The organism is Tardiphaga sp. P9-11 (genome assembly GCF_008329525.1).
Classification (GTDB): domain Bacteria; phylum Pseudomonadota; class Alphaproteobacteria; order Rhizobiales; family Xanthobacteraceae; genus Tardiphaga.
Genome location: NZ_NPKQ01000001.1, coordinates 88,374 through 113,835, shown reverse-complemented (window position 1 = coordinate 113,835; position 25,462 = coordinate 88,374). Strand labels below are relative to the sequence as shown.

Here is a 25,462-nt window from a genome sequence, read left to right as displayed (position 1 = left end):
CCTATTTGTGCGGGACGGTGGGTGGTTGACCGTTTTGCGGGTCTTCCTCGCCGCTCGACACCAGCAGCTTGCGCCCGAAGCGCCATGCCAATTGTCCGACATCGTCCATCATCATGAACATCGCCGGCACGAACAGAAGCGACAGCGCCGTCGAGAAGATCAGCCCGCCAATGATAGCAAGCGCCATCGGCGAGCGGAACTCGCCGCCGGCGCCGAAGGCCAGCGCAGACGGCATCATGCCAGCGACCATGGCAACGGTGGTCATCACGATCGGCCGCGCGCGCTTCATGCCGGCATCGATGATCGCGACCTCTCGCGGCTTGCCTTCGCGAATGGCTTCCACTGCAAACTCCACCAGCATGATGGCGTTCTTGGTGACGATGCCCATCAGCATCAGGATGCCGATCCAGACAGGCGTCGTCAGTTGCTTGCCCGTCAACAGCAGCGCGAGGATCGCGCCGCCGATGGATAGTGGCAGCGAGAACAGGATGGTGATCGGTTGCAGGAACGTGCCGAACAGCAGCACCAGCACCGCATAGACCATCATCAAGCCCGCCGAGATCGCGGTGGCGAAACCATCCGCGAGTTCGTTCAGACTTTCGGCGTCGCCGGACTGCTTGACGCTGACATTCTTCGGCAGGCTCTTCATGACCGGCAGTTCGTAGATCTTCTTCAGGGCATCGCCGAGTGCGGCGGTGCCCACGAGATCCGCGGCGACGGTGGCCTGACGTTCTCTGTCGTAGCGGTTGATGCTGGTCGGTCCCTGATCGAGCTTGATGTCGGCGACCACGGATAGCGGTACGCCGCCGCGTCCGCCGCCAAGCGGCACCCGTAACTGTTCGAGAATCTGGAAGTCGGCGCGTGCCGTGTCTTCGAGCTGCACGCGGATCGGCACTAGGCGATCGCCGGCATCGAATTTCGCCAGGGCCGGCCCGACGTCACCGATGGTGGCGACGCGGATGGTCTCCGACAGGCTCTCGGTGGAGACGCCGAGCCGTGCCGCCAGATCGGCGCGCGGCTGCACGCGCAACTCAGGACGATCCAGCGAAGTTTCCGAGATTACGTTGGAGATCAGTGGAATACGCTTCATCTGCGTCGCCAGTTCGCTGGCGACATTAGCGACGATATTGCTGTCGGTACCGGTCACCACCAGCGAGATGGCGCGCAGCCCGTTTTCGTCGAGGAACCAGTAGCGAATATCCGGAACGCTTTCGAGTTCCTTGCTGATCTCGAGTTCGAGTAGGCGCTGTGTATGTGCGCTGTCGCGTTCGCTCTTTGGGGTGTAGTTGATGATCAGAGCTGCGCGCCGCACTTCATAGGTGCCGGGCGGAACGTGACCGCCATCGACGAACACGCTCTTCACCTCAGGTCGCTTGCGGAGCCGTGCGACGATGTCTTCTGTGACTTTCTCGGTGTAAGCGAGCTGCGATCCCGGTGGCAATTCCATCGCCATGAGTGAACGCGCCGTGTCCTGGGCCGGCAGGAAGCCCTGCGGCAGCAGCTGGATGCTCCAGATCGACAGTGCGAAGACGGCGAGACCGAACAGAACCGTCACGTAGTAGCGTTTCACTGACAGGGTCACGAGTTTGTTGTAAGCCCGCAAGATGCGCCCGGGCGGCGGGTCGTCGTGCTTGTGATCTTTCAGGAAGTATGCGGCCAGCACAGGCGTGACAAAGCGTGCCGCCAATAGTGAGAAGAATACCTGCACCGAGACGGTGATGCCGAACTGCTTGAAAAACTGCCCGGCAATGCCCGACATGAAGCTGGCCGGTGCAAAGATCGCAATGATGGTGAGACTGATGGCGATCACGGCGAGGCCGATTTCGTCGGCCGCTTCCAGCGCGGCGCGGTAGGGCGACTTGCCCATCCGCATATGCCGCACGATGTTCTCGATCTCGACGATGGCGTCGTCGACGAGAATGCCGGTCGACAGCGTGATGGCGAGGAAGCTCACCAGATTGAGCGAAAATCCAAGCAGGTCCATCGCCCAGAATGCCGGGAAGATCGACAGCGGCAGCGAGATCGCGGCGATCACGGTGGCGCGCAGATCGCGCAGGAAGAAGAACACTACGATGACGGCAAGCGCCGCGCCCTCGAACAATGTCGAGATCGCGGCATCATAATTGCCCTTGGTGAAATCCACCGATGTGTCGATCAGCTTGAGGTCGACGTCGGGATATGAGGCCTTCAGAGCGTCGATACGTTTCTGCACGGCCGCCGCGACGACCACGTCGCTGGCGCCCTTGGAACGCTTGATGCCCAGCGCCACCACAGGCTCGCCATTGAAGCGCGCAAACGTCCTTCGATCGGCAATGGTGTCCGTCACGGTACCGAGATCTTCGAGCCGCACTTCGCCGCCGGACGGCAGGCTGATCATGGTGCCAGCGAGTTCATTCAGCGTCTTGGCGCCGGCTAGCGTGCGGATCGCCTGATCGTTCTTGCCGATTTCGGCGCGTCCGCCGGCGAGATCCACATTGGTGCCGCGCAAGCGGCGGGAGACATCGACGGCGGTAAGGCCTGCGGCCTGCAAACGGTCGGGATCGAGCGAGACCAGAATCTCACGCTCGACGCCGCCGATACGCTCGACTTGAGCGACGTTGCGGACGCCCTGCAGCGCGCGCTTCACCACGTCATCGACGAACCACGACAGTTGCTCCGGCGTCTTGCCCGGCGAGATCGCCGCATAGGTGACGATCGGCAGGCCGATGACGTCGACGCGCTGGATTAGTGGCTCATTGACATTCTGGGGGAGGTTGGCGCGGACACGCGTCACGGCGTCCTTGACGTCGTTCAGCGCGCGGTCTGTGTTGGTTTCCAGTGCGAACTGCACCGTCGTCACCGACAGACCATCGGTGATGGATGATGAGATATGCCGGACGCCTTCGACGCCGGAGACGCCGTCTTCGATGGTCTTGGTGACTTGCGCCTCGAGCTCCGCAGGCGCGGCGCCAAATTGCGACACCGCGACCGAGATCACCGGAATGTCCGCGCTGGGCAATCGTGTGATCGCCAGCTTGGTGAAGCTGATCCAGCCGAGCACCAGCAGAATGATCGAGAACACGATGGACGGAAGCGGATGGCGGATCGACCATGCCGAGATATTCATTGCCATTTAGCGCACCCGCGATCGGTCGAGATCATCGGCGAACATGGTCTGGACCTTGTCGCCGTCATGAAGTGACGTGCCGGCATCGGCGACGACGATGTCGCCCACCTCGACGCCTTCGAGAATTTCCGTCGACGTATCGGACACCAGTCCGACTTTCACCCGGCGGGTTTCGATGGTGTTGCCTTTCACCAGTTGTACGGTGAAGTGCTCGATCGCCGAGCGCGGGATAGCGACGCCGCAACTGCGCTTGGCATCGATACTGGCGCGGGCGAAGACGCCGACCTTGAGTGAGGGATTGCTGGCCAGCGACAGCCGGACATGGCCGAGTTGGGTGACGCGGTCGATCTGCGGCGACACCAGCCGCACCTTGCCGAAAATATCGGGCTGATCGTCGCGGCTGATCCGCGCCGTGACGCCGGGGTTGAGCTTGAGGATATGGACACTCGGCACTTCGGCATCGAGTTCGAGTTCGTTATTGATGGCGATCCTGAACATCGGCCCGGCCTGCGGCGAGGCTGGCGCGCCGGCGATGGTATTTACCGATGTGATCAGGCCTGCGGCGGGCGCACGCAGCGTCACCGGATTCGGGCGTGCATTGTTCGGAGTCGGCGGCGGTGTCAATCGTGCCAGTTCCTGGTTCTCGGTGACGGTGTCGCCTTCGCGGACCAGCACTTCGGAGACCTTTGAACCTTCGGTCTCGACGCCGACCACGGCCTCGCGTCGCGGAACCACGAAGCCGGTCACCCGCACAAGATCGGAGAAGCAGGCATTGGTGGCCTTGGCGACGATCACCATGGCGCCGTTTGGCGGCGCAGTGCCGGCGGGTGAGGGGTCAGCGGCAAAACCGATGGAGGTTGTTGCGACCATGGTGGCCGCCAGTGACAGAATTGCGAGAGGCGAAGCGGAGCAGGCGAGAGCCTTCATTGCGAGATCGATCCACGTGGTATTACGGAGCACCAGGGGCGTTCGATCGGTGCGGCGGCAGGTCGGGGCAATCTATACAGGATATCCGCGATCACCACAGCAAACAGCGTCCCGCGTGGCGCGGAACGCAATAGTGCGGCAATCCGCAGCAAGCTCGGAGGTACCACTGAGCTCTATTGGGACGCGGTGGTCTTGTTCGCCATGTTCACCACCTGAACGCGTCGGTTGGACGGGTCAGTTGGTGCAACGCCGGCCTTCGGCTTGCCCTTGCCATATCCAACGGTGACGAGGTCGGCGCCGGCGATGCCGTATTTGTCGGTCAGATAGCGCTTGATGGCATCGGCGCGGCGCTCGGACAGATCCTGGTTGTATTCTTCACCGCCGACCGCGTCGGTATGGCCGGCGACCACGAAGGTCGCGCCCTTGAGGTCGTCACTGCTGAGTGCCTTGCCAAGGGCCTGCACTGAGGACAGCGACTTCTTGCTGATATTCGCTGAATTGTAGTCGAAGGTAATTTCCAGATCGATCGCCGGCTTGGTCTGGGCAACGGAGGCGATCTGCTCGCGCTCGCCGATCGACAGCGACCGCGTGCTGCGATTGCGAAGGGAGTCGACGAACTTGCCTTCCGCCGCATTGACCGCCGGCTCGGCCGGCGGGGTCATCGACAGGCCGCGGGTCAGCGGCTTCTTCGGCGCCAATGCGCGCAGGATCTGATCGGAGGTCACTTCCTCAGCCGCTGCGGCGATGCCTGCGGTCAGCGACAGGGCGACGCTGATCATGGCGATCGTGCGAAGCGCCTTGAAGCCGGGGCGTGCGGATGTGTTCGGCATGGGGTGCATCCTTCATTTCGTGGCGTGAAACGCGCTTGAATCAAATCTAACAAAATCTGGTGCCGGATCGCTTCAGGATGGCTTCCGGCTTGCTATCAATAGTGTCCGCTCGCGCGCCGCAGGTTCAAACCGGGCTTGCGACTTTCTTGCGATGTTCCTGCGGAATTCTTGTGACCTCTGGGGATCACCGGACGCCGTCCTATCGGACGCCGTAACCGGAGAATTCCTTGATGATATCCGGGTCCATGGCCTTGGCATTGGTGATGTCGAGATCGCCTTCAGCCGTCTGGCCAAGGCGATGTTTGGCGAGGCCGCGGCCATAGAGCGACGAGGTCAGCTGCGGATTGATCTTCAGCGCAGCGTCGAAATCCGCAATCGCATTCTTGCTCTGGCCGTTCTTGAGATTGACCAGACCGCGGCTGTCCAGCGCATCGACGAAATTTGGCCGCAGCCGCAGCGCCTCATTGCAATCCTTGAGTGCCGCGGCGAGGTCGCCGGTCACGGTGCGCGCCCAGCACCTGTTATTATAGGCTTCGACGTCTTTCGGGTTCAGCTTGATGGTCGCGTCGAAGTCCTTGATCGCAGCGGAATAGGCGCCCTTGCTGGCATAGACCTGCCCGCGGCGATACAGCGCGCCGGCGTCTTCGGGGTTGTCGGTCAGCTTGACGTTCAGCGATTTGACGGTCGGATCCTCCGCCAGCGCCAGCAGGATCTTGTTCTCGTCGCGCGGCGCTTCGGCAGTGACGGCGGGGGCGGGAACAGGCGCAACAACGGGCGCCGGTGTCGGAGCAGGTGCAGCGACAGGCGGCGCAGCAACGGCTTGCGGCACAGCGACGGGATCAGGACGCGGTGTGGCTGCCGGCGCAGGATCCGCCGGCTTCGCCGCTACCACAGCAGGCGTTCCCGAGCTCGCGCCCGGATTGAAAGCAAAATCCTCGGCCAGCGACGACGAGATCCACGGCACCTGTTCGCTACGCGACGCGCGGGTGACGCTGACGCGGGTCCGGTTCAGGGTCTGCTCGGCGGTGAGATCGGGAACCCGGATTTCCTTCAGCAGTTCGCTGACGAACAATCCACGATCGCCACCGCTTTCACTGACGACCGAGCTTAGCGCCGCCGAATACATCACCAGCGTGCCGCTCGGTGCGATCACCGGGGCAAGGCCAGCCGAGAAGCTGCGGAACCGGCGTTCGAACGGATTGCGGCGGGATGCGTCCAAAAGCGCAATCTTGACGCCGGCGCCGCGGCCGTTGATCTCGTTCAGCACGGTCTCGAGGCTGAAGCCATCGCGGCGCACGTCGGGCTCGGTCCAGATCTGCGCATCGACCGGGATCATGTAGCTCTGTCGTGCCGACTGGATGCCGAAGCCGCTGAAGAACACCAAGGCTACCGAGCCGGGCTTCACCTTGCCGTAGAATTTGTCGAGCGCCCGGCGCATGCCGTCGCCGCCGAGATTCTCGCCGGTATCGACCTCGAAACCATCGCGCTTCAATTCGGCGGCGATATCGCGGACGTCGTTGATGGGCTCTTTGAGTGGTGCCTCGGCGTCCGGATATTTCGCATTGCCGATCACCAGTGCGATCCGGTGGGTCCGATCTTCCGCGGCGGAGGCCTGCCAGATGGGCGTCGCGGCAAACGTCAGGAGAGCGATCAGAGCAATGCGCATTTTCATAATGAAACCGGTCCAGACTTGAAGGCACTGTCCATGCTGCGACTTGCGCCGCGGCGACACTAATCTACGCCATTCGCATTATCAAACCGGCGTGATCGCGGCTGTCAACGTGCTGTCCGGGCTGCAGACATCGCGCCAATTCACCACGTGTCTGGCGGTGTCGCTACAGTCCCGGTTCCCGGTCATTCCGGTGGTTGGAACGGTTTGACCTTTCCCGGCGACAATGGCTTGTTGCGCATAACAACGACCGGGAATGGGACGAAACGAATGAGCGTGACTTACGAAATCTATGCGATCCGCTATGCCACGATGACGCCGCGGACGCCGCAGATGAACTATCTCGCCCCCGATCCCCATGAGACCGCGGCCGCCGATCTCGATTATTTCGTCTGGCTGATCCGCGGCGGCGGCCGTGACATTTTGGTCGATACAGGCTTCAACGAGGCCGCCTCGAAGGAGCGCAGCCGCAAGCTCACCATCAATCCGATCGATGCGCTGGTCGATTTCGGTGTTCGGGCTGAAGACGTCCGCGACGTCATCGTCACACATCTGCATTACGACCATGCCGGCAATCTCGATCGCCTGCCCAATGCCCGGTTCCATCTGCAGGATCGCGAGATGAGCTACGCGACGGGCCGCTGCATGTGCAACGGGCTGCTGCGGCATCCGTTCTCGGCGGAGGACGTCACGCTGATGGTACGTCACGTGTTCAGTGAGCGGGTGACGTTCCACAATGGCGATGGCGAGGTCGCGCCCGGCATCACGCTGCATCGCGTCGGCGGCCATTCCGATGGCTTGCAGATCGTGCGCGTGCAGACCGCGCGCGGCCCTGTGGTGCTGGCGTCGGATGCCTCGCATTATTACGGCAACATGCAGCGCCGCAGCCCGTTTCCGATCGTCTACAATATCGGTGACATGTGTGACGGCTGGACGACTTGCGAGCGCCTTGCGGGTCACCCTGATCGCATCATTCCGGGTCACGATCCGCTGGTGCGTGAGCTCTATCCGCGCGTCGAGGGCAGCAAGGCAGATGCTTATGCGCTCCATATGCCGCCATCGCGCTCCTTTGTGAAAGACTAATCGTTCAATAGGCGCCGGCCTTTTGCCCATGCCGCGTCTGCACGAGGTCGAGGCTGCGTTCGATCTTGCCGAGCGCGGCGGCGAAATCCTTGCGTTCCTGCGCTGTCAGGCATGACAGGATATCGCGTTCCTTGTGCAGCAGGCGCGGGATCAGCTCCTCATAAAGAGTGTGCCCCTTAGCAGAGAGCCGCAGTTCGAAGGCGCGGCGATCATCCTCGTTCTCGACCCGTTCGATCAGTTCGCGCTCTAGCAGGGCCGTCACCGCGCGGCTGATGGTGGATTTATGTGTGCGCGTGCATTGCGAAATGAACTGCGCACTGCAGGCGTCGTCGCGAAAGCCCAGAGTGGCGATGACGCGCCATTCCGGAATATCGAGCCCATAACGCACCTGATATTCGTCGGACAGTGCGGCGCTGACCTCCGCGGCCAGCCGGTTGAGCCGGAACGGAACGAACTGAAACAGGTCGAATTTCGCCACGGAGCCACCAATTCTGCTGTTGACGCCGCCACAGGTCCGGCGTTTAGATGGTTGCAAATGAGACTATCTTAAAGGGAGTGTGATCCGTTGGCCAGACCAGCGTCGATCCGAAAATACATCCGGTTACAGGGCGGGGTCTGAGCCATGGCGCAGCATGTCCGCCAGTTCGCTTATCGTCGCCATGCCGATCAGGCACGCTCGATTACCGACCCGGCGCATCATCCCGTCGTAGTCGTTGGCGCCGGTCCGGTCGGCCTGTCACTGGCCATCGATCTGGCGCAGCGGGGCCAGCGCGTGGTGCTGCTCGACGACGCCGATCGCATCGGCGACGGCTCGCGCGCCATCTGTTTCTCCAAACGCTCGCTCGAATATTGGGACCGTCTCGGTGCCGCCGATCGCATGATCGACAAGGGCGTGGTGTGGAAGGTCGGCAAGATCTTTCTCGGACCGGACATGCTCTACCAGTTCGATCTGCTGCCCGAGACCGGCCACAAGATGCCGGCCTTCATCAACCTGCAGCAATATTACGCTGAATCCTTTCTGGTCGATCGCGTGCATCAATTGCCGGAGATCGATCTGCGCTGGCGCAACAAGGTCATCGCGCTGGCGCAGCACAACGATCACGCCGAACTCACCATCGAGACGCCCGATGGGCCATACACGCTGCGCGCCGACTATGTCGTTGCCTGCGATGGTGCCCGCTCCGGTTTGCGTGGCATGGTCGGCGCGGATTTTTCCGGCGAGGTGTTCGAGGATCAGTTCCTGATCGCCGACGTCAAGATGACGGCGGAATTCCCGACCGAGCGCTGGTTCTGGTTCGATCCGCCATTCCATTCCGGCCAGTCCGCACTGCTGCATCGTCAGCCCGACGATGTCTGGCGTATCGATCTGCAGCTCGGGCCGGATGCAGACCCCGCCGAGGAGCGGCGGCCGGAGAAGGTGCGTCCGCGCCTCGCGCGCATGCTCGGCCACGATGATTTCGATTTCGAGTGGATCTCGGTCTACAAATTTCAGTGCCGCCGCATGCAACGCTTCCTGCATGAGCGCGTGATCTTTGCCGGCGATGCCGCGCATCAGGTGTCGCCGTTCGGTGCACGGGGCGCCAATTCCGGCCTCGAAGATGCCGAGAATATCGCCTGGAAGCTCGCACTGGTGCTGGCGGGCAATGCGCCGGCGTCGCTGCTGGCGAGCTATGACGCCGAGCGGGGCCCGGCCGCAGACGAGAACATCCGTGCCTCGACCCATGCGACGGATTTCATCGCGCCGCATTCGAAGCAGGAGCAGCGCATGCGGCAAGCCGTGCTGTCGCTCGCCAGGGAAGCCGATTTCGCCAAGCGGATGATCAATGGCGGGCGACTGTCCGTGCCGTCGGTCTATCAGACGCCGCTCTCGACGGCCGATAGCGACGACTGGTCCGGTGGACCGCGACCGGGGGCGCATATGCCGGACGCTCCGCTCGCAACGGACGACGGCGCGCGTGTCTTTCTCTCGGAATGTTTCGCGGGGGCGGGTCGCGGTTTCACCGTATTGCAGTCGGATGGTCAGGCGATCGAACTGCCCGAGGGCGTGGCCCGTCTGGTCGTCGGCGACGATGCGGCGCTGCGTGACGAGACCGGGTTGTTCAAGGCGCGTTATGGCGCCGACCCGGGTGTTGCCTATCTGCTGCGCCCCGATGGTTATGTCGCCGCGCGCTTCCAGCATCCGACGCCGCAGGCGATCAAGGCCGCAGTCGCGCGTGCCTGCGGGAGGCCGTCATGACGGCGCTGTCGACGACGTCCAATTTCGCCAGTCCCGACGACGCCTATCGTGCAATTGTCGAGGCGCATCGCGGATTGACCGACGATCAAAGCGCGGCGCTCGATACTGCGCTGGTGCTGATCCTCGCCAATCATATCGGCGATGCCGCTGTGCTCGGTGACGCGATTGCGCTGGCGAAGCGGCGGCTGCCTGTCGCCACACGAACTGACTGACGCAAAGATCAAAGGAATAGTTTGATGACCAAGGGTTTCGCATCCACGACCGATATGACCGAGAAGAAGGTCACCTTCTCGGAGATCGGTACCGATCTCTATGCCTTTACGGCCGAGGGTGATCCGAACTCGGCTGTCATTGTCGGCGATGACGGTTGCATCGTGTTCGACGCGCAGGCGACGCCGGCGATGGCCAACAAGGTGATCGAGCGCGTGCGGACGGTCACCGACAAGCCGATCAAATATGTCGTGCTGTCGCATTATCACGCGGTGCGCGTGCTCGGCGCGTCCGCCTACAAGGCGCAGGGCGTCGTCGCGTCGCAGGAAACCTATCGGCTGGTGGAAGAACGCGGCCAGCAGGACTGGGATTCCGAGTTCGGGCGTTTCCCGCGTCTGTTCCAGGATGCCGAGAGCATTCCCGGCCTGACCTGGCCAACGCTGACCTTCGAGGGCGAGATGTCGATCTTCCTCGGCAAGCGCGAGGTGCGCCTGATGCAGCTCGGTGCCGGTCATACGTCGGGCGATATCGTCGCCTGGGTGCCTGATGCCGAAGTCATGTTCTCAGGTGATCTCATTGAATATCACTCGGCCTGCTATTGCGGCGATGCGCTGCTGCGCGAATGGCCGTCCACCCTGAACGAGATTCGCGCGTTCAACCCGAAAGCGATTGCGCCCGGCCGCGGCGACGCGCTGAAGGGTCTGGAAACGACCCGCGAAGCGATCGCGATGACACGTGACTTCGTGATGTCGCTCTATGGCGCGGCCGAGATGTCGGTCGCCAAGGGGCGCAGCCTGAAGGAGACCATGGCGGCAACCCGCGACGTCATGGACAAGAAATTCTCGAGCTTCGCGATTTACGAGCACTGCCTGCCGTTCAACGTGTCTCGCGCCTTCGATGAAGCCTCGGGGATCGACGATCCCGTGATCTGGACCGACAAGCGCGACCGCGAAATGTGGGCCGCACTTCAAGGACAATAGAATGACCGTCATTGCGAGGTCAGGGCAAGCTTGCTTTCCTTTTAACGAAGCGACGCGGCAATCCAAGGCTAAACGCGCCAAAAGAACTGGATTGCTTCGTCGCAATGACGATTGCAACGGAGGATGAGATGAACATCACCACCAGCCCCGATCTGATCAGCCGCAACACCGTCAATATCACGCCGGGCTATATGTCCGGCTTCGGCAACAGCTTTGAAACCGAGGCGCTGCCCGGCGCGCTGCCCATCGGCCGCAACTCGCCGCAGCGCTGCGCCTATGGGCTCTATGCCGAGCAACTCTCAGGTTCGCCCTTCACGGCACCGCGCGGCACCAATGAGCGCTCCTGGCTCTATCGCATCCGCCCGTCGGTGAAACATTCGGGCCGCTTCGAGAAAGCGGACGCGAAACTGTGGCGCACCGCGCCGTGCCACGAGAACGATCTGCCGATCGCGCAATTGCGCTGGGACCCGGCGCCGATCCCGAAGGAAGACATGACCTTCCTGCAGGGCGTGCAGACCATGACCACGGCCGGCGATGCCGGCACCCAGGCCGGCATGGCGGCGCATGTCTATCTGATCACCAAATCCATGGTGGATCAGCATTTCTACAATGCCGACGGCGAGATGATGTTCGTGCTGCAGCAGGGCAATCTCCTGTTCGTCACCGAATTCGGCCGCATCGATGCCGAGCCCGGCGAGATCGTGGTGATCCCGCGCGGCGTCAAGTTCCGCGTCGAACTCACCGGCGGCGCCGCGCGCGGCTATCTCTGCGAGAACTATGGCGGCGCCTTCACGCTGCCCGAGCGCGGACCGATCGGCGCCAATTGTCTCGCCAATGCGCGCGACTTCCTCACGCCCGTGGCCGCCTATGAGGACAAGGACACGCCGACCGAGCTCTATGTGAAATGGGGCGGCGCGCTGTTCAAAGCGACGCTGCCGCATTCACCCATCGATGTCGTCGCCTGGCACGGCAACTATGCGCCCTATAAATACGATCTGCGCACCTTCTCGCCGGTCGGCGCCATCGGCTTCGATCATCCGGATCCGTCGATCTTTACGGTGCTGACCTCGCCGTCGGAAACTGCCGGCACCGCGAATATCGATTTCGTGATCTTCCCGGAGCGCTGGGCGGTGGCGGAAAACACCTTCCGTCCGCCGTGGTATCACATGAACATCATGTCGGAATTCATGGGGCTTATCTACGGCGTCTATGATGCCAAGCCGCAGGGCTTCACGCCAGGCGGCATCAGCCTGCACAACATGATGCTGCCGCACGGCCCGGATCGCGAGGCCTTCGATCACGCCAGCAATGGCGAGCTGAAGCCCGTCAAGCTCACCGGCACTATGGCCTTCATGTTCGAGACCCGCTACCCGCAGCGCGTCACCGAACATGCGGCGACGACTGCGACGCTGCAGAGTGACTACGCCGATTGCTGGAAGGGCTTGGAGAAGCGCTTCGATCCGAACAAGCACTAGCGATCCTCAGGCGGAATATCCTTGATACGCGCCGACTGCGCCGCGATGTCTTCGAGGCTGCGGGAGAGGTGCACGCGCTTGTCCGACGGCGGGCGCTTGGCGACGGAAAGCCCCGGCCGCCATTCGGTGGCCGGCCGAATCGGACGTGGCGCGAAACCTCCGCCGCAGTTGGGGCACACATTGAAGAGCTTGGTCTCCACACAATCCGCACAGAATGTGCATTCAAAGGTGCAGATGCGCGCATCGCATGCCGCGGGCGGCAGGTCCTTGTCGCAATATTCGCAGTTCGGCCGCAGCGCCAGTGCCATCGATGTTGTCCCCCAATTGACTTCGCGATCTTCGCAGATCGCGAAGCTGGTGAGAATGTCGAATTGTGTCGGAGCTATCAGCTTCTCAGCGGCAAACGCGATGTTTCCTTCAACCGATCGAGCACGATCGACGAGCGGACATGCGCCACGCTCTGATGCGGCATCAGCACATTGTTGACGAGGTCGGATAGTCCCTTGAGGTCGCGCAGTACAGCTTTCAGCACATAATCGGCATCGCCGGTCAGTGAGTAGGCCTCCTGCACCTCGTCGACCCGCTGCACCAGCGTGCGGAACTTCTTGGCGTTATCCGGCGAGTGGGTGGCAAGTTGCACCTGGATGAAGGCAATCACGTTGAAGCCTAGCGCTTCCGATGAGAGGTCGGCGTGATAGCCGGAAATGACCTTCTCTTCCTCGAGCCGCATCCGGCGCCGCGAGCATTGCGAGGCAGACAGGCCGACGATATCGGCGAGCTGCTGGTTGGTCAGCCGGCCATCGTTCTGCAGCGCGGTCAGCATCTTGAGATCGAAAGCGTCCACCGGGATCATGCGTCAAAAGCCTCTTTCGTGCGCGAACCGTGCACGAATGTCGCATATTCCATCTGAATTTGCATGCACCTTGCGTTGGAAACGACCGACACTCCAAACAAGCGAGAACGCAAATCAGCTTCGGGAGATCACCATGGGTCCATTTCCGCACGATGCACCGGCCGCCATCATTTCGGCTGATAATCCGATGGGCACCGACGGCTTCGAATTCGTCGAATACGCGCATCCGAGGCCCGAAGAACTCCACGCCCTGTTCAGGCTGATGGGCTACGTGCCGGTCGCGAAGCACAAGACCAGGAAGATCACGGTCTATCGTCAGGGCGACATCAACTATCTCGTCAACGAAGAGCCCGGAACTCACGGCTTCAATTTCGTCGCCGCGCACGGCCCCTGCGCGCCGTCGATGGCGTTCCGAGTCGTCGATGCGCAGGCGGCCTATGACCGCGCGATCTTGCTCGGTGCCGAGCCGGCGGATGCGATCGCAGCGCAAAAGACGCTCGACGTGCCCGCTATCAAGGGCATCGGTGGCAGTCTGTTGTACTTCGTCGATCGCTATGGCGCCAAGGGCTCGGCCTATGACCATGAATTCGAATGGCTGGGCGCGAAGAATCCGCGTCCTGAGGGCGCCGGCCTGTTCTATCTCGATCACCTCACCCATAACGTCCATCGCGGCCGCATGGACGTCTGGACCGGCTTCTACGAGAGACTGTTCAATTTTCGCCAGATACGCTTCTTCGACATCGAGGGACGCGCCTCGGGCCTGTTCTCGCGCGCGCTGACCAGTCCGGATGGCAAGATCCGAATTCCGATCAATGAGGATGCCGGCGATGCCGGCCAGATCGAGGAATATCTCAACACCTATCACGGCGAGGGCATCCAGCACATCGCCTGCGGTGTGACGGATATCTACACGACCATCGAGAAGCTGCGCGCCGATGGCCTGCCCTTCATGCCGGCGCCGCCGCAGACCTATTTCGAGAAGATCGATGCACGGCTGCCCAAGCATGGCGAGGACGTGGCACGGCTGCAGAAGAACGGCATCCTGATCGACGGTGAAGGCGTGGTCGCAGGCGGCGAGACCAAGGTGCTGCTGCAGATCTTCTCGGCCAATGCGATCGGACCGATTTTCTTCGAATTCATCCAGCGCAAGGGCGATGATGGATTCGGCGAGGGCAATTTCAAGGCGCTGTTCGAGTCGATCGAGGAAGATCAGATCAGGCGCGGTGTGCTGCACGTCGGCGATAAGACGGCGGCGTAGTCTTCTCCCTCCCCACGCAAGCGCGGGGGAGGGAGAAGAAGAGGCGCTACGCGCCTTGCCATTCCTTCACAGCATCACCCAGCTCCACCTTCACTGCCGGTCGCGCAGCCGACGGCGTGCGCGAGAATCGCGGCGCTGGCGCCGGTTGTGTCGCGCCCTCGTGCTGGATGAAGACTTCGCGCGCCACCATATGCGGGTGCTTTGTGGCTTCCGACATGGTCAGCACCGGCGCGAAGCACACATCGGTGCCCTCCATGATTCTGGACCATTCATCGCGGCTTTTGGTCTTGAACACCGCGGTGAGCTTGTCCTTCACAGCGGCCCAGTTTGTCGGGTCCATGTGATTGTCGTAGCAGGCCTCCGACAGTCCGGCGAGTTCGCGCAGCTCGGCATAGAACTGCGGCTCGATCGATCCGATCGAGATGAAGTTGCCGCAGCTGCATTCGTAGACGCCGTAGAAATGCGCGCCGCCATCGAGCATGTTGCTCTCGCGACTTTCCTTCCAGCGACCGGCCGCGGTCATGTCGAAGAACATGGTGATCAAGGATGCCGCGCCGTCGCACATGGCTGCGTCCACCACCTGCCCCTGGCCAGAGCGGCTGGCTTCCAGCAGCGCGGCGAGCATGCCCATCACCAGATACATTGAGCCGCCTCCGAAATCGCCAACGAGATTGAGCGGCGGGACCGGCTTGTCGGCACCGCCGATGGCGGCAAGCGCGCCAGTGATGGAGATGTAGTTGATATCGTGGCCGGCGGCCTGCGCCAGCGGGCCGTGCTGGCCCCAACCGGTCATGCGGCCATAGACCAGCTTCTTATTGCGGCCGTGGACCACGTCCGGGCCGAGGCCAAGCCGTTCCATCACGCCCGGACGATAGCCTTCCACGAGCGCATCGGCGCTATCCAGCAGCGATAGCACCTGTGCGATGGTGGCCTTGTCCTTGAGATCGACCTCGATGACCTTGCGGCCGCGTGACGCAGCACCCTTTGGCATCTGTTTCGGCCGCACCAGCGTAATCACCTCGGCGCCCATGTCAGCCAGCAGCATGCAGGCGAACGGACCCGGACCGATGCCGGCGAATTCGACGATGCGTGTGCCCTTGAGCGGGCCGGTGGCTTTGGTCTGTGATCGCGACGACGCGATGGTGGTGTCCTGCACTTGCGTTTCCCATGCCTGATATTGGTCGTCGATGGCGACGGACCGATTTGCCGGAAACTGTCTATGCTGGAGATGACGAGGGCAAGAAGCTTTTGGCCGCAATCCTGCATGCGGCTATGCTGCGGCACTGCACAAAAATGCGCGCGATTCCTCGCGCGCATTGTGCCGTTCAATGGAATGTCAGCTCGCCGCTTCCACCGCGCGCTGCGCCATCACCTTGATGAGATTGGCGCGATATTCCGCCGAGCCGTGGATGTCACCCATCAACCCGTCGGCAGAGATATTCACGCCATCCAGCGCACCCGCCGACCAGTTCGCTTTCAGCGCAGCCTCGATCGCCGGCACGCGCATCACGCCGCTCTGCGATGCGCCTGTGGCAGCGACGCGGACCTCGCCGGACTTGCTCTGTGCGACGAACACCGCGGTGAGCGCGAAGCGCGACGCCGGGTGGCGCATCTTGGCGTAGCCGGCCTTGGCCGGGATCGGGAACGACACCGAGGTGATGATCTCGTTGTCCTCCAGCGCCGTCGAGAACAGGCCCTGGAAGAAATCGTCACCCTTGATCTCGCGTTTGTTGGTCTTGATGGTGGCATTCAGCGCCAGTACGGCGGCGGGATAATCGGCGGCAGGATCGTTATTGGCAATCGACCCGCCGATGGTGCCGCGATAGCGCACGGCAGGGTCGCCGAGCACGGACGTCAGATGCACGATCGCGGGGATCGCCTTCTTCGCCGCGGCGCTCTGCGTAATGTCGTAATAGGTTGTAGCTGCCTTGATGATCAGTGCGTCGGCTGTCGCCTCGATGCCGATCATGTCCTTGATCCGGGCGAGATCAATGACATCCGATGGTGCTGCGAGCCGCTGCTTCATCACGGGGATCAGCGTATGGCCGCCGGCGAGATACTTCGCATCCGGATGCTTGGCGAACAGCGCTGCGGCTTCGTCGATGCTGGCGGGGCGGTGATAAGTGGTCTCATACATGATCGCTCTCCCTTATTCCGCTGCCTGCCGCAACTGCAGCGCTTCCCAGACACGGCCGGGCGTTGCCGGCATTTCGATCTTGTTATGACCAAGCGCGTCCGTAATGGCGTTGATCACTGCGGGTGACGAGCCGATCGCGCCGGCCTCGCCGCAGCCCTTCACGCCAAGCGGATTGCCCGGGCAGAGCGTGGTGGTGTGCGACACCCGGAACGATGGCACGTCGTCGGCGCGCGGCATGGCATAGTCCATGAACGATGCCGTCACCGGCTGGCCGTTGTCGTCATAGACCGCGCTTTCCAGCATCGCCTGCCCGATGCCTTGGGCGAGGCCGCCATGGACTTGACCTTCGACGATCATCGGATTGATCAGCCGGCCGAAATCATCGACCGCAACGAAGTCGACAATGTCGGTCTTGCCGGTGCCGGGATCGATCTCGACTTCGCAGATATAGGCGCCGGCCGGGAAGGTGAAGTTGGTGGGATCGTAGAACGCGCCTTCCTTCAGGCCGGGCTCCATGCCATCTGGCAGGTTGTGTGCGGTATAGGCGGCGAGCGCGACCATCGGCAGCGCGATCGCCTTGTCGGTGCCGGCGACCTTGAACTCGCCATTCTCGATGACGATGTCGCCTTCGGAGGCTTCCAGCAGGTGCGCGGCGATCTTCTTCGCCTTGGCTTCTACCTTCTCCATTGCCTTGAAGATCGCGGACATGCCGACCGCCGCCGAGCGTGAGCCATAGGTGCCCATGCCAAACTGCACCTTGTCGGTGTCGCCGTGCACGATCTGCACCTGATCGACGGAAATGCCGAGCCGTCCCGCAACGAGCTGCGCGAAGGTCGTCTCGTGGCCCTGGCCATGGCTGTGCGATCCCGTCAGCACCTCGATGGTGCCGACTGGATTGACGCGTACTTCCGCGGACTCCCACAGGCCGACGCCGGCGCCCAGCGAGCCGACCGCCTTGGAGGGCGCGATGCCGCAGGCTTCGATGTAGCAGGAGAAACCGAGGCCGCGCAGCTTGCCGGCGGCTTTCGCCTTGGCCTTGCGCGCCGGGAAGCCCGAATAGTCGATTGCCTTCAGTGCAGCGTCCAGCGAGGCGCCGAAGTCGCCGATGTCATAGGCCATGATCACCGGCGTTTGGTGTGGAAATTGCGTGACGAAGTTGATCCGGCGCAGTTCGGCCGGATCGACCTTCAACTGCCGCGCCGATGTCTCCATCAGCCGTTCCACCAGATAGCTTGCTTCCGGGCGTCCGGCGCCGCGATAGGCATCCACCGGCGTGGTGTTGGTGTAGACGCCCATCACCTCCGCATAGATGGTCGGGATATTGTACTGGCCCGACAGCAGCGTGGCGTAGAGATAAGTCGGCACCGAGGACGAGAACAGCGACATATAGGCGCCGAAATTTGCGTGGGTCTTCACCCGCAGGCCCAGGATTCTGTTGTTGGCGTCGAACGCCATCTCCGCATGGGACATATGATCGCGGCCATGCGCGTCGGTGAGGAAGGCTTCGGTGCGGTCACCGGTCCATTTCACCGGGCGACGCACTTTCTTCGACGCCCACAGCGCGACCATTTCCTCGGGATAGATGAAGATCTTCGAGCCGAAGCCGCCGCCGACATCGGGGGCGATGACGCGCAGCTTGTGTTCCTGTGCCACATTATAGAACGCCGACAGCACGAGCCGCGCCACATGCGGATTCTGCGATGTCGTATGGAGCGTGAAGTGCTCTTCCGCCTCGTCATATTCCGCGACGGCTGCGCGGGGCTCCATCGCGTTCGGCACCAGTCGGTTATTGGTCAGGTCCAGCGACACGACATTGGCCGCCTTGCTGAAGGCGTCATTAGTCTGCTTCTCGTCGCCGATCGCCCAGTCATAGACCACATTGCCCGGCGCTTCCGGATGCAGTTGAGGAGCGCTTTTGGCGAGCGCTGTGGTCATGCTGCTCACGGCGGGTAACTCTTCGTACTCGACGACAACCGCTTCGGCGGCATCCTTCGCCTGGTTCTTGGTCTCGGCGATCACGACGGCGACGGCCTGTCCGACGAAGCGCACGGTGTCCGGCGCCATCGCCGGCCATGCGCCCATCTTCATCGGCGTACCGTCTTTGGATGACACTGCCCAGCCGCAGATCAGGTTGCCGATCTTGTCGTCCACAAGTTGCTGTGCGGTCAGCACATCGACCACGCCCGGCATATCCTTGGCGGCGGAGGCGTCGATGCCCTTCACCTTGGCATGTGCGTGGGGACTGCGGATGAAATGCGCGTGGGTGAGGCCGATGACCTTAACGTCATCGACATAGCGGCCGCGGCCCGTGATGAATCGCTTGTCTTCCTTGCGCGCAACGCGTGCGCCAATGCCTTCAACGCCCATCTCATGGGTCTCCCTGCCGGAGTTTTTGATTGTCCGCGCTTTCCATCGAAACACGCGGCTGGCTCAGCTCAGATCAAATACGCCGCGGCTCATTCAGCCGCTTGCGCAACCTTCATGCGTCCGGCGGCGTCGAGCACCGATTTGACGATGTTGTGGTAGCCGGTGCAGCGGCAGATATTGCCTTCGAGCTCGTGGCGCACCGTCTCTTCATCGAGATCGCTGGCATGCCGGTTCACGATGTCGATCGCCGACATGATCATGCCCGGCGTGCAGTAGCCGCATTGCAGGCCGTGATTGTCGCGGAACGCCGCCTGCATGGGATGCAGCTGGTCACCCTTGGCGATACCCTCGATGGTGGTGACATTGGCACCGTCGATCTGGCCCACCAGCGTGGTGCAGGATTTTACGGCCTTGCCGTCGATATGCACGATGCAGGCGCCACACTGACTGGTGTCGCAGCCGACATGGGTACCCGTCAGATTGAGATTTTCGCGGAGCAAATGGACGAGAAGCGTTCTGTCTTCGACCGTGGCAGAGACAGACTTGCCATTGACCGTCAGTTTCACTGTGGACACGCGCAGACCTCCCGGTATTTTTTAATTATTCCAATTAGAAGCGCGGTCCGAAAAGTTTGCAACTGGGAATTTGGTAGGGGGCAACTGGCGCGACTATGCCTCTGCCCAATGAGGCAGCGGGAGGACGCGTATCCCTCCTGCAAATTTATGCCTTCAACTTCCTTGCCCGCAATGCTCTAGTCGCGGCGCAATAAATGCCGCAAGCGATTGCGGACAATAACAATTCCGCGACGAGGAGTTTTCGGGAGTGATCGATAAGAGCGTAGCCAGCCCGGCCGAGGCCGTGGCTGGGGTGAAGGACGGGGCAGTCGTCCTGGTGGCCGGGTTCGGTACCGTCGGCATTGCCGATGATCTGCTGGAGGCACTGCACGAGCAGGGGTCGACCAATCTCACCATTGTTCATAACAATGCAGGCAATGGCGATACCGGCCTCGCCCGGCTGATCAATTCCGGCCGCGTCAGCAAGGTGATCTGCTCCTATCCGCGCTCCGGCGACTACAGTGCGTTCCTGAATGCCTATCGCGCCAAGACGCTGGAACTCGAACTCGTCCCGCAGGGCATTATTAGCGAGCGCATGCATGCCCATGCCGCCGGGCTTGGCGGTTTCTTCTCGCCCGTGACCGCGCATACGAAACTCGCCGAGGGCAAGGAGACCCGCGAGATCGATGGCGTGCTGCATGTGTTCGAGAAGCCGCTGAAGGGCGACATCGCGCTGCTGCGCGCCAAGAAGGCGGATCGCTGGGGCAATCTCATCTATGACCAGTCGGCGCGTAACTTCAATCCGATCATGGCCATGGCCGCCGACCTCAGCGTCGTGCAGGTCAACGAAATGGTCGAACTCGGCAGTCTCGATCCGGAAGCGGTGGTGACGCCGAGCATCTTCATCGATCGCGTGTTGGTAGTGGGAGCAAAGGCATGACGACGACGTACAAGCCACTCAATCGCGACCAGATGGCCTGGCGTGCCGCGCAGGACCTGCAGGAAGGCGCCTATGTCAATCTCGGCATCGGCATGCCGACGCGGGCGGCGAGCTACGTGCCCGATGGGCGCGAGGTGATCTTCCACAGCGAGAACGGCATTCTCGGCCTCGGTCCAAAGCCGGAGCTGGGCACGGAAGACGAGAACCTGATCGATGCCGGCAAGAACTACACGACACTGATCAAGGGCGGGGTGTTCATGCATCACGCCGACGCGTTCCTGATGATCCGCGGCAAACATCTCGATGTCAGCCTGCTCGGTGCCTTTGAAGTCTCTGAAGCCGGCGATCTCGCCAACTGGACCACCGAAGACCCGTCCTTCCCGCCCGGTGTCGGCGGCGCGATGGATCTCGCAGTCGGCGCCAAGGAGATCCGGGTGATCATGGATCACACCGACAAGGCCGGTAAGCCGCGTATCCTCAAGAAGTGCCGGTTGCCGCTCACTGCGCTGGGCTGCGTCAAGCGCATCTACACCAACCTCGCGGTGATCGACGTCACGGAGCAGGGCCTGTTCGTGCGCGAGATGGTCGAGGGCATGACGCTGGAGCAGTTGCAGGCACTCACCGAGCCCAAGCTGCAGCTCGCGAACAATTGGCAGTCGCTGACCCCGCCCGCGATGGCGGCGTAGTCCAAACACAGTCATTCCGGGGCGCACGGCTTCGCCGCGCGCCCCGGAATGACGAATCCCTGTCCACCCGCCGCGCAACCTCCAGAAGTTCCGGTATCCGTTTACTCGTCCTTAGCCAATGTGCCGTAGGTTTGGGCATCGGCTTTGCGTGCGCTTGCGCGCGATGACCCGAATGTTGGGAGCGATGAACGGGGGGCCCAGGTGGCAACGACGACGCTTGTCCGGAAGAAGCCGGCTTCTTTTAAGTTTCCTGCCCTCAGGTTCCGCGCCAAGGTGACGCTGGGCTTTGCGGCCGTGCTCGCCATCTCCGCGCTCAGCATGGTGCTCGCTTATGTCGGCTTCGAGCGCATCTCGGCCGGTGTGGTGTCCTATCGCACCAGCGTCGCGGAATCGGGTCTGGCCCGCAACATCGACCGTGAGCTGACCTCCTATCAGGCACTGACGCGCTATTACGTCCTCACCAGCAATGAAGCGGACGCCAAGGCGGCGAAGGCTGCGGAAGCGAGCCTGAAAGGTGCCATCGATCAGTCGATGAAGGCGACCACGGATTCTGCGCGGCTCGACAAGATCACCAAACTGTCCCGCGAATTCACGACCTTCACCAAGGTGTTCGCTGACATCCTGACCGTGAAGGGGCAGAACGACACCATCGCATCGAGCCAGTTGTCGCGCACCAGCCTCATGCTGCGTAACAAGATCGATGATCTCGGCGACACCGCGACCATGGCCGGCCTTGCTTCCGTGCAGGATCAGGTCAAGGAGATCACCACCCAGTTCATCACTGCGACGTCGCTTGTGAATACCTATATAGGCAAGGCCGAGGACAAGACCTCGAATGCCGCGACGGCCCGCATCAAGTTCCTGCAGAACTCGTACGCGACGATTTATGCCAATGACGACAAGATCAACAACAAGGTGAAGGAGATCACTGCGGAGACGAAGCTCTACGCTGATGCTTTCCTCAAATTCGTCGAGAACACCAAGAAGGTCGATGGTCTCGTTCAGGAGATGTCGGAGACGACGACCGCCATTACCAAGCTTTCCACCGAGATGAAGGCCGACATGCTGGCGGAACAGCAGCGGATGGATGCCGAATCCGACAAGACTGTCAATGATACCAAGCATCAGGTGATGATTCTCGGCTTCGGTGGTTTTGTGATCGGTGCCATTCTCGCGATGTTGCTGGGTCGCAGCATTGCCAATCCGATGATCGCTATGTGCGTGGCGATGCGCAAACTGGCCGCCGGTGACTTCGAAGTCGTGCTGCCGGGTCTTGGTCGCCGCGATGAACTCGGCGACATGGCATCGGCTGTGGAAGAGTTCAAGGTGCAGGCCGTCGCAAAGGCCGAGCGGGATGCCGCCACGCAGGAAGAGCAAAGCCGTGAAGCAGGCGCCGCGCGCCGCGCCGAACTCATCCGCTTTGCCGATGATTTCGAATCGGCCGTGGGGGCGATTGTCTCGAACGTGTCGGCATCGGCGGGACAGCTGGAATCCGCTGCCGGCACACTGACGCGCACCGCCGAGACCACCGAGGGATTGTCGAGCCGCGTTGCCGGAGCATCGGATGAAGCGTCCTCGAACATGCAGTCGGTGGCGACCGCGACCGAAGAACTTTCGCTATCGGTCAATGAAATCGGCCGTCAGGTGCAGACCTCCAGCAAGATCGCTGACAGCGCCGTGGTGCAGGCACAGCAGACCGATGCCCGCATCGGCGAACTGTCTCGCGCCGCGCAGCGCATCGGTGACGTCGTCGATCTCATCACGGCGATTGCCGAGCAGACCAACCTTCTGGCGCTGAATGCGACCATTGAGGCTGCGCGTGCCGGCGACGCCGGCCGTGGCTTTGCCGTCGTGGCGTCCGAAGTGAAGTCCCTGGCCAGCCAGACCGCAAAGGCAACCGAGGAAATCTCGACCCAGATCGCAGGCATGCAGACCGCGACACGGGATTCCGTGTCGGCGATCAAGCAAATCGGCAGCACCATCGGCGAGATTTCCGGCATTGCCTCGGAGATCGCCAGCGCCGTCGAACAGCAGGGCGCAGCCACGCGCGAGATCGCGCAGAACGTCCAGCGTGTTGCTCACGGTACCCAGCAGGTTGCCGGCGATATCGTCGATGTGAATCGCGGCGCGACCGAAACCGGTGCGGCGTCAGCTCAGGTGTTGAATTCGGCGCAGACGCTGTCGAGCGAAAGTGCACGCCTGCGCGCGGAGCTGGATCGGTTCATGGGGAATATCCGGGCGGCGTAAGTTTCGCGCCGCTGACCAGTTAGTGTCGTCCCCGCCTTCGCGGGGACGACACTTTGAGAGATCGCACTACGGCCTACCTTGCGCTCGCCATATAGGCCCGCCATCCGCCAAACGACGAGATATCGCGCGCACCTTCGGTGGCCCTGGCTTCCACGAGGAAGCCCTTCACACGGGATCCATCAGACAGCCGCAGCGTGCCGATCGACATCGGTTCTGGCAAAGACGCGACGAACTTGCCGAAAGCTTCCGCCGACAGCGCCCAGACCTCGACGGCGATTTCCGAGCCTGTGCCATCGGCGACGCGCAGCAGGCCCGGCTTGGGTGGTGTGGTGCCGTTGAGCGCATAGAATTTGTAGTCCGGCGCAGTTGTCATTGCTTTCAGCAGACGACCATTCAGCGCCTGCAACTCACCGTTCAGCGCCATGCCCGACAGATGCGCGCCGACCACGGCGATGCCGATTTCGTCATCGGCGGGTTTGTCGGAGAGCGGTGCCAGCGCCGGCTGCGGCAGCGCCCTGGCGCCGACTGGTAGTCTGGTGTCGGAGTGAAACACACGTCCGATACTGGCAAGCAGGGCATCATCGCCGCCCGGCGCCAGTAGCGTGATGCCGAATGGGATGCCGTCGGCACGCATCGCTGAAGGGATGGCGAGGCCGCAGAGGTCGAGCAGGTTGACGAAGTTGGTATAGGTGCCGAGCCGCGAATTGAGCTCGATGGGGTTGGCGAGCACCTGCGCCGTTGTATAGGCGGTCGGCGCGGTCGGCAGCACCAGCGCATGGATAGCAGTGAAAGCCTGTTCTGCGACGCGCTTGAGATCCTGCAGCTTGTACAGGGCCGCGAACGTATCCGTCGCACTCTGGCGTGCACCGGCAATGGTGATCTCGCGCGTCACCGGATGAATCGCATCCGGCGCGGAGGCCAGCAGATCGCGGATCACCAGCAGGCGCTCGGCCACCCATGGACCGTCGTAAAGCAGCCGCGCGGTCTCATAGAACGGCTCGAGATCGAATTGGACCAGCGTCGCGCCGAGCGCCGTCCAGCGCTTCAGCGCGTCCTCGTAGGCTTTCTCCGAGGCCTTGTCGCCGAAGAAGATCAGCTGGCCATTGCGCGGCACGCCGAGTTTGAGGCCCTTCGGAAACGCGGTGAGCGAACCCGGCACCCGCTTGCGCGAATAGGGATCATGCGCGTCATAGCCGCCCATCACATCGAGCGCGGCAACAGCATCATCCACCGTGAGCGTGAAGATCGACACGCAATCCAGCGTGCGGCAGGCCGGCACGACGCCGGCGGTTGGGATCAGGCCGAGGCTCGGCTTGAGGCCGACGATATTGTTGAGCATCGCCGGCACGCGGCCGGAGCCCGCAGTATCTGTGCCAAGTGTCAGCGGCACGAGGCCCGCGGACACGGCAACGGCAGAGCCGGAGCTCGATCCGCCGGGCACGAGATCGTCGCGGATCGCGTTCTTGGGAATGCCATAGGGCGAGCGCACGCCGACCAGACCGGTGGCGAACTGGTCGAGATTGGTCTTGCCGATGATGATCGCGCCCGCCGCGCGCAGCCGCGCCACGGCGCTGGCATCACGCGTTGCATTATAGGCGAAAGCGGGACAGGCGGCGGTGGTTGGTAGACCGGCGACGTCGATATTGTCCTTCACGCCGACCGGCACGCCGTAGAGCGGCAGCGTGGCGGGATCTTTCGCAGCGAGCGCCTCGGCTTCGGCGATCGCCTCGGCTTCGTTGCGGAGCGTGATGAAGATGGCGGTGTCGCCGCGGTCGCGGATGCGCTGATAGCTGCGGGCCACGGTTTGCGCGGGCGTCACGGTGCCAGCGCGATGCGCGGCAACGATGGCAGCGATCGTTTCGGGAACGGACTCACTCACGATGCGAACCTGCTGCGGATGGCAC

General features: G+C 62.3%; 21 protein-coding genes. 9 read left to right on the top strand and 12 right to left on the bottom strand.

Translation table 11 applies throughout. The features are described from left to right. Nucleotide 1: 1 nt before the first annotated feature. The 4 genes from CIW50_RS00505 to CIW50_RS00490 all read right to left on the bottom strand — a co-directional run bounded on the left by CIW50_RS00505 (nt 2) and on the right by CIW50_RS00490 (nt 6,535). Nucleotides 2–3,112, bottom strand: coding sequence for an efflux RND transporter permease subunit (locus CIW50_RS00505; protein ID WP_149529359.1), 3,111 nt, complete (start codon nt 3,110–3,112; stop codon nt 2–4). Next, nucleotides 3,113–3,976 carry an efflux RND transporter periplasmic adaptor subunit gene (locus CIW50_RS00500; protein ID WP_149530337.1) on the bottom strand — a complete coding sequence of 288 codons (864 nt, stop codon included), beginning with the start codon at nt 3,974–3,976 and terminating at the stop codon, nt 3,113–3,115. It lies immediately after the preceding gene. A gap of 230 nt (nt 3,977–4,206) precedes the next feature. Next, nucleotides 4,207–4,863, bottom strand: a complete 657-nt coding sequence (locus CIW50_RS00495; RefSeq protein WP_149529358.1) for an OmpA family protein — start codon at nt 4,861–4,863, stop codon at nt 4,207–4,209. A 199-nt stretch (nt 4,864–5,062) separates the two neighbouring features. Then, nucleotides 5,063–6,535: a caspase family protein gene (locus tag CIW50_RS00490; RefSeq protein ID WP_149529357.1), complete on the bottom strand. Its 1,473-nt coding sequence runs from the start codon at nt 6,533–6,535 to the stop codon at nt 5,063–5,065. Nucleotides 6,536–6,802: 267 nt separating this feature from the next. Here CIW50_RS00490 and CIW50_RS00485 point away from each other — a divergent pair, with 267 nt between their 5' ends. Next, a complete protein-coding gene (locus CIW50_RS00485; RefSeq protein WP_149529356.1) occupies nt 6,803–7,615 on the top strand; it encodes an N-acyl homoserine lactonase family protein in 813 nt (270 codons plus the stop codon). Nucleotides 7,616–7,619: 4 nt separating this feature from the next. On the opposite strand, the gene CIW50_RS00480 is transcribed toward CIW50_RS00485, so the two are convergent. Then, complete coding sequence (locus tag CIW50_RS00480; RefSeq protein WP_172980178.1) at nt 7,620–8,093, bottom strand: MarR family winged helix-turn-helix transcriptional regulator; 474 nt, start codon at nt 8,091–8,093, stop codon at nt 7,620–7,622. Nucleotides 8,094–8,237: 144 nt separating this feature from the next. Here CIW50_RS00480 and CIW50_RS00475 point away from each other — a divergent pair, with 144 nt between their 5' ends. The 4 genes from CIW50_RS00475 (at nt 8,238) to hmgA (ending at nt 12,516) form a co-directional block, all read left to right on the top strand. Beyond that, complete coding sequence (locus CIW50_RS00475) at nt 8,238–9,851, top strand: FAD-dependent oxidoreductase (RefSeq protein WP_149529354.1); 1,614 nt, start codon at nt 8,238–8,240, stop codon at nt 9,849–9,851. Then, nucleotides 9,848–10,063, top strand: a complete 216-nt coding sequence (locus CIW50_RS00470) for a DUF2783 domain-containing protein (RefSeq protein WP_149529353.1) — start codon at nt 9,848–9,850, stop codon at nt 10,061–10,063. Before CIW50_RS00475 ends, CIW50_RS00470 begins: the two co-directional genes overlap by 4 nt. 24 nt (nt 10,064–10,087) lie before the next feature. Continuing rightward, on the top strand, nt 10,088–11,041 hold the full coding sequence (locus tag CIW50_RS00465) for an MBL fold metallo-hydrolase (protein WP_149529352.1): 954 nt from the start codon (nt 10,088–10,090) through the stop codon (nt 11,039–11,041). A 128-nt stretch (nt 11,042–11,169) separates the two neighbouring features. Continuing rightward, nucleotides 11,170–12,516, top strand: coding sequence for a homogentisate 1,2-dioxygenase (gene hmgA, locus CIW50_RS00460; RefSeq protein ID WP_149529351.1), 1,347 nt, complete (start codon nt 11,170–11,172; stop codon nt 12,514–12,516). Here the strand turns inward: hmgA and CIW50_RS00455 are convergent. Both CIW50_RS00455 and CIW50_RS00450 read right to left on the bottom strand, forming a co-directional pair. Further along, on the bottom strand, nt 12,513–12,824 hold the full coding sequence (locus CIW50_RS00455; RefSeq protein ID WP_149529350.1) for a DUF1272 domain-containing protein: 312 nt from the start codon (nt 12,822–12,824) through the stop codon (nt 12,513–12,515). The two genes, hmgA and CIW50_RS00455, sit on opposite strands and share 4 nt — an antisense overlap. 77 nt (nt 12,825–12,901) lie before the next feature. Continuing rightward, nucleotides 12,902–13,369 carry an Lrp/AsnC family transcriptional regulator gene (locus CIW50_RS00450; protein WP_149529349.1) on the bottom strand — a complete coding sequence of 156 codons (468 nt, stop codon included), beginning with the start codon at nt 13,367–13,369 and terminating at the stop codon, nt 12,902–12,904. A gap of 133 nt (nt 13,370–13,502) precedes the next feature. Here CIW50_RS00450 and hppD point away from each other — a divergent pair, with 133 nt between their 5' ends. After that, nucleotides 13,503–14,627: a 4-hydroxyphenylpyruvate dioxygenase gene (gene hppD / locus CIW50_RS00445; protein ID WP_149529348.1), complete on the top strand. Its 1,125-nt coding sequence runs from the start codon at nt 13,503–13,505 to the stop codon at nt 14,625–14,627. 46 nt (nt 14,628–14,673) lie between these two features. Here hppD and CIW50_RS00440 read toward each other — a convergent pair whose 3' ends face one another. The 4 genes from CIW50_RS00440 to CIW50_RS00425 all read right to left on the bottom strand — a co-directional run bounded on the left by CIW50_RS00440 (nt 14,674) and on the right by CIW50_RS00425 (nt 19,706). Then, entirely contained in the window at nt 14,674–15,783 is a 1,110-nt protein-coding gene (locus CIW50_RS00440; RefSeq protein WP_149529347.1) for a CaiB/BaiF CoA transferase family protein, read from the bottom strand. A gap of 180 nt (nt 15,784–15,963) precedes the next feature. Then, nucleotides 15,964–16,764 (bottom strand): FAD binding domain-containing protein, encoded by an 801-nt coding sequence (locus CIW50_RS00435; protein WP_149529346.1) that lies wholly within the window; start codon nt 16,762–16,764, stop codon nt 15,964–15,966. Nucleotides 16,765–16,776: 12 nt separating this feature from the next. After that, complete coding sequence (locus CIW50_RS00430) at nt 16,777–19,131, bottom strand: xanthine dehydrogenase family protein molybdopterin-binding subunit (protein ID WP_149529345.1); 2,355 nt, start codon at nt 19,129–19,131, stop codon at nt 16,777–16,779. A gap of 89 nt (nt 19,132–19,220) precedes the next feature. Further along, a complete protein-coding gene (locus CIW50_RS00425; protein WP_149529344.1) occupies nt 19,221–19,706 on the bottom strand; it encodes a (2Fe-2S)-binding protein in 486 nt (161 codons plus the stop codon). Nucleotides 19,707–19,956: 250 nt separating this feature from the next. Here CIW50_RS00425 and CIW50_RS00420 point away from each other — a divergent pair, with 250 nt between their 5' ends. The 3 genes from CIW50_RS00420 (at nt 19,957) to CIW50_RS00410 (ending at nt 23,558) form a co-directional block, all read left to right on the top strand. Further along, complete coding sequence (locus CIW50_RS00420) at nt 19,957–20,625, top strand: 3-oxoacid CoA-transferase subunit A (protein ID WP_197738348.1); 669 nt, start codon at nt 19,957–19,959, stop codon at nt 20,623–20,625. Beyond that, on the top strand, nt 20,622–21,311 hold the full coding sequence (locus CIW50_RS00415) for a 3-oxoacid CoA-transferase subunit B (RefSeq protein ID WP_198912064.1): 690 nt from the start codon (nt 20,622–20,624) through the stop codon (nt 21,309–21,311). The genes CIW50_RS00420 and CIW50_RS00415 overlap by 4 nt, the downstream gene beginning before the upstream one ends. A 201-nt stretch (nt 21,312–21,512) precedes the next feature. Next, on the top strand, nt 21,513–23,558 hold the full coding sequence (locus tag CIW50_RS00410; protein ID WP_246664090.1) for a methyl-accepting chemotaxis protein: 2,046 nt from the start codon (nt 21,513–21,515) through the stop codon (nt 23,556–23,558). A gap of 73 nt (nt 23,559–23,631) precedes the next feature. Here CIW50_RS00410 and atzF read toward each other — a convergent pair whose 3' ends face one another. After that, nucleotides 23,632–25,437: an allophanate hydrolase gene (gene atzF, locus CIW50_RS00405; protein WP_149529342.1), complete on the bottom strand. Its 1,806-nt coding sequence runs from the start codon at nt 25,435–25,437 to the stop codon at nt 23,632–23,634. Between the last annotated feature and the right edge of the window lie 25 nt (nt 25,438–25,462).

Bases quoted from the DNA above. Each gene is read 5' to 3' on its own strand.
- CIW50_RS00465 (WP_149529352.1), top strand. From the start codon at position 10,088: ATGACCAAGGGTTTCGCATCCACGACCGATATGACCGAGAAGAAGGTC.
- hmgA (WP_149529351.1), top strand. From the start codon at position 11,170: ATGAACATCACCACCAGCCCCGATCTGATCAGCCGCAACACCGTCAAT.
- CIW50_RS00505 (WP_149529359.1), bottom strand. From the start codon at position 3,112: ATGGCAATGAATATCTCGGCATGGTCGATCCGCCATCCGCTTCCGTCC.
- CIW50_RS00455 (WP_149529350.1), bottom strand. From the start codon at position 12,824: ATGGCACTGGCGCTGCGGCCGAACTGCGAATATTGCGACAAGGACCTG.
- CIW50_RS00485 (WP_149529356.1), top strand. From the start codon at position 6,803: ATGAGCGTGACTTACGAAATCTATGCGATCCGCTATGCCACGATGACG.
- CIW50_RS00490 (WP_149529357.1), bottom strand. From the start codon at position 6,535: ATGAAAATGCGCATTGCTCTGATCGCTCTCCTGACGTTTGCCGCGACG.
- CIW50_RS00435 (WP_149529346.1), bottom strand. From the start codon at position 16,764: ATGTATGAGACCACTTATCACCGCCCCGCCAGCATCGACGAAGCCGCA.
- CIW50_RS00500 (WP_149530337.1), bottom strand. From the start codon at position 3,976: ATGGTCGCAACAACCTCCATCGGTTTTGCCGCTGACCCCTCACCCGCC.
- CIW50_RS00495 (WP_149529358.1), bottom strand. From the start codon at position 4,863: ATGCCGAACACATCCGCACGCCCCGGCTTCAAGGCGCTTCGCACGATC.
- CIW50_RS00415 (WP_198912064.1), top strand. From the start codon at position 20,622: ATGACGACGACGTACAAGCCACTCAATCGCGACCAGATGGCCTGGCGT.
- hppD (WP_149529348.1), top strand. From the start codon at position 13,503: ATGGGTCCATTTCCGCACGATGCACCGGCCGCCATCATTTCGGCTGAT.
- CIW50_RS00430 (WP_149529345.1), bottom strand. From the start codon at position 19,131: ATGGGCGTTGAAGGCATTGGCGCACGCGTTGCGCGCAAGGAAGACAAG.
- CIW50_RS00470 (WP_149529353.1), top strand. From the start codon at position 9,848: ATGACGGCGCTGTCGACGACGTCCAATTTCGCCAGTCCCGACGACGCC.
- CIW50_RS00450 (WP_149529349.1), bottom strand. From the start codon at position 13,369: ATGATCCCGGTGGACGCTTTCGATCTCAAGATGCTGACCGCGCTGCAG.
- CIW50_RS00475 (WP_149529354.1), top strand. From the start codon at position 8,238: ATGGCGCAGCATGTCCGCCAGTTCGCTTATCGTCGCCATGCCGATCAG.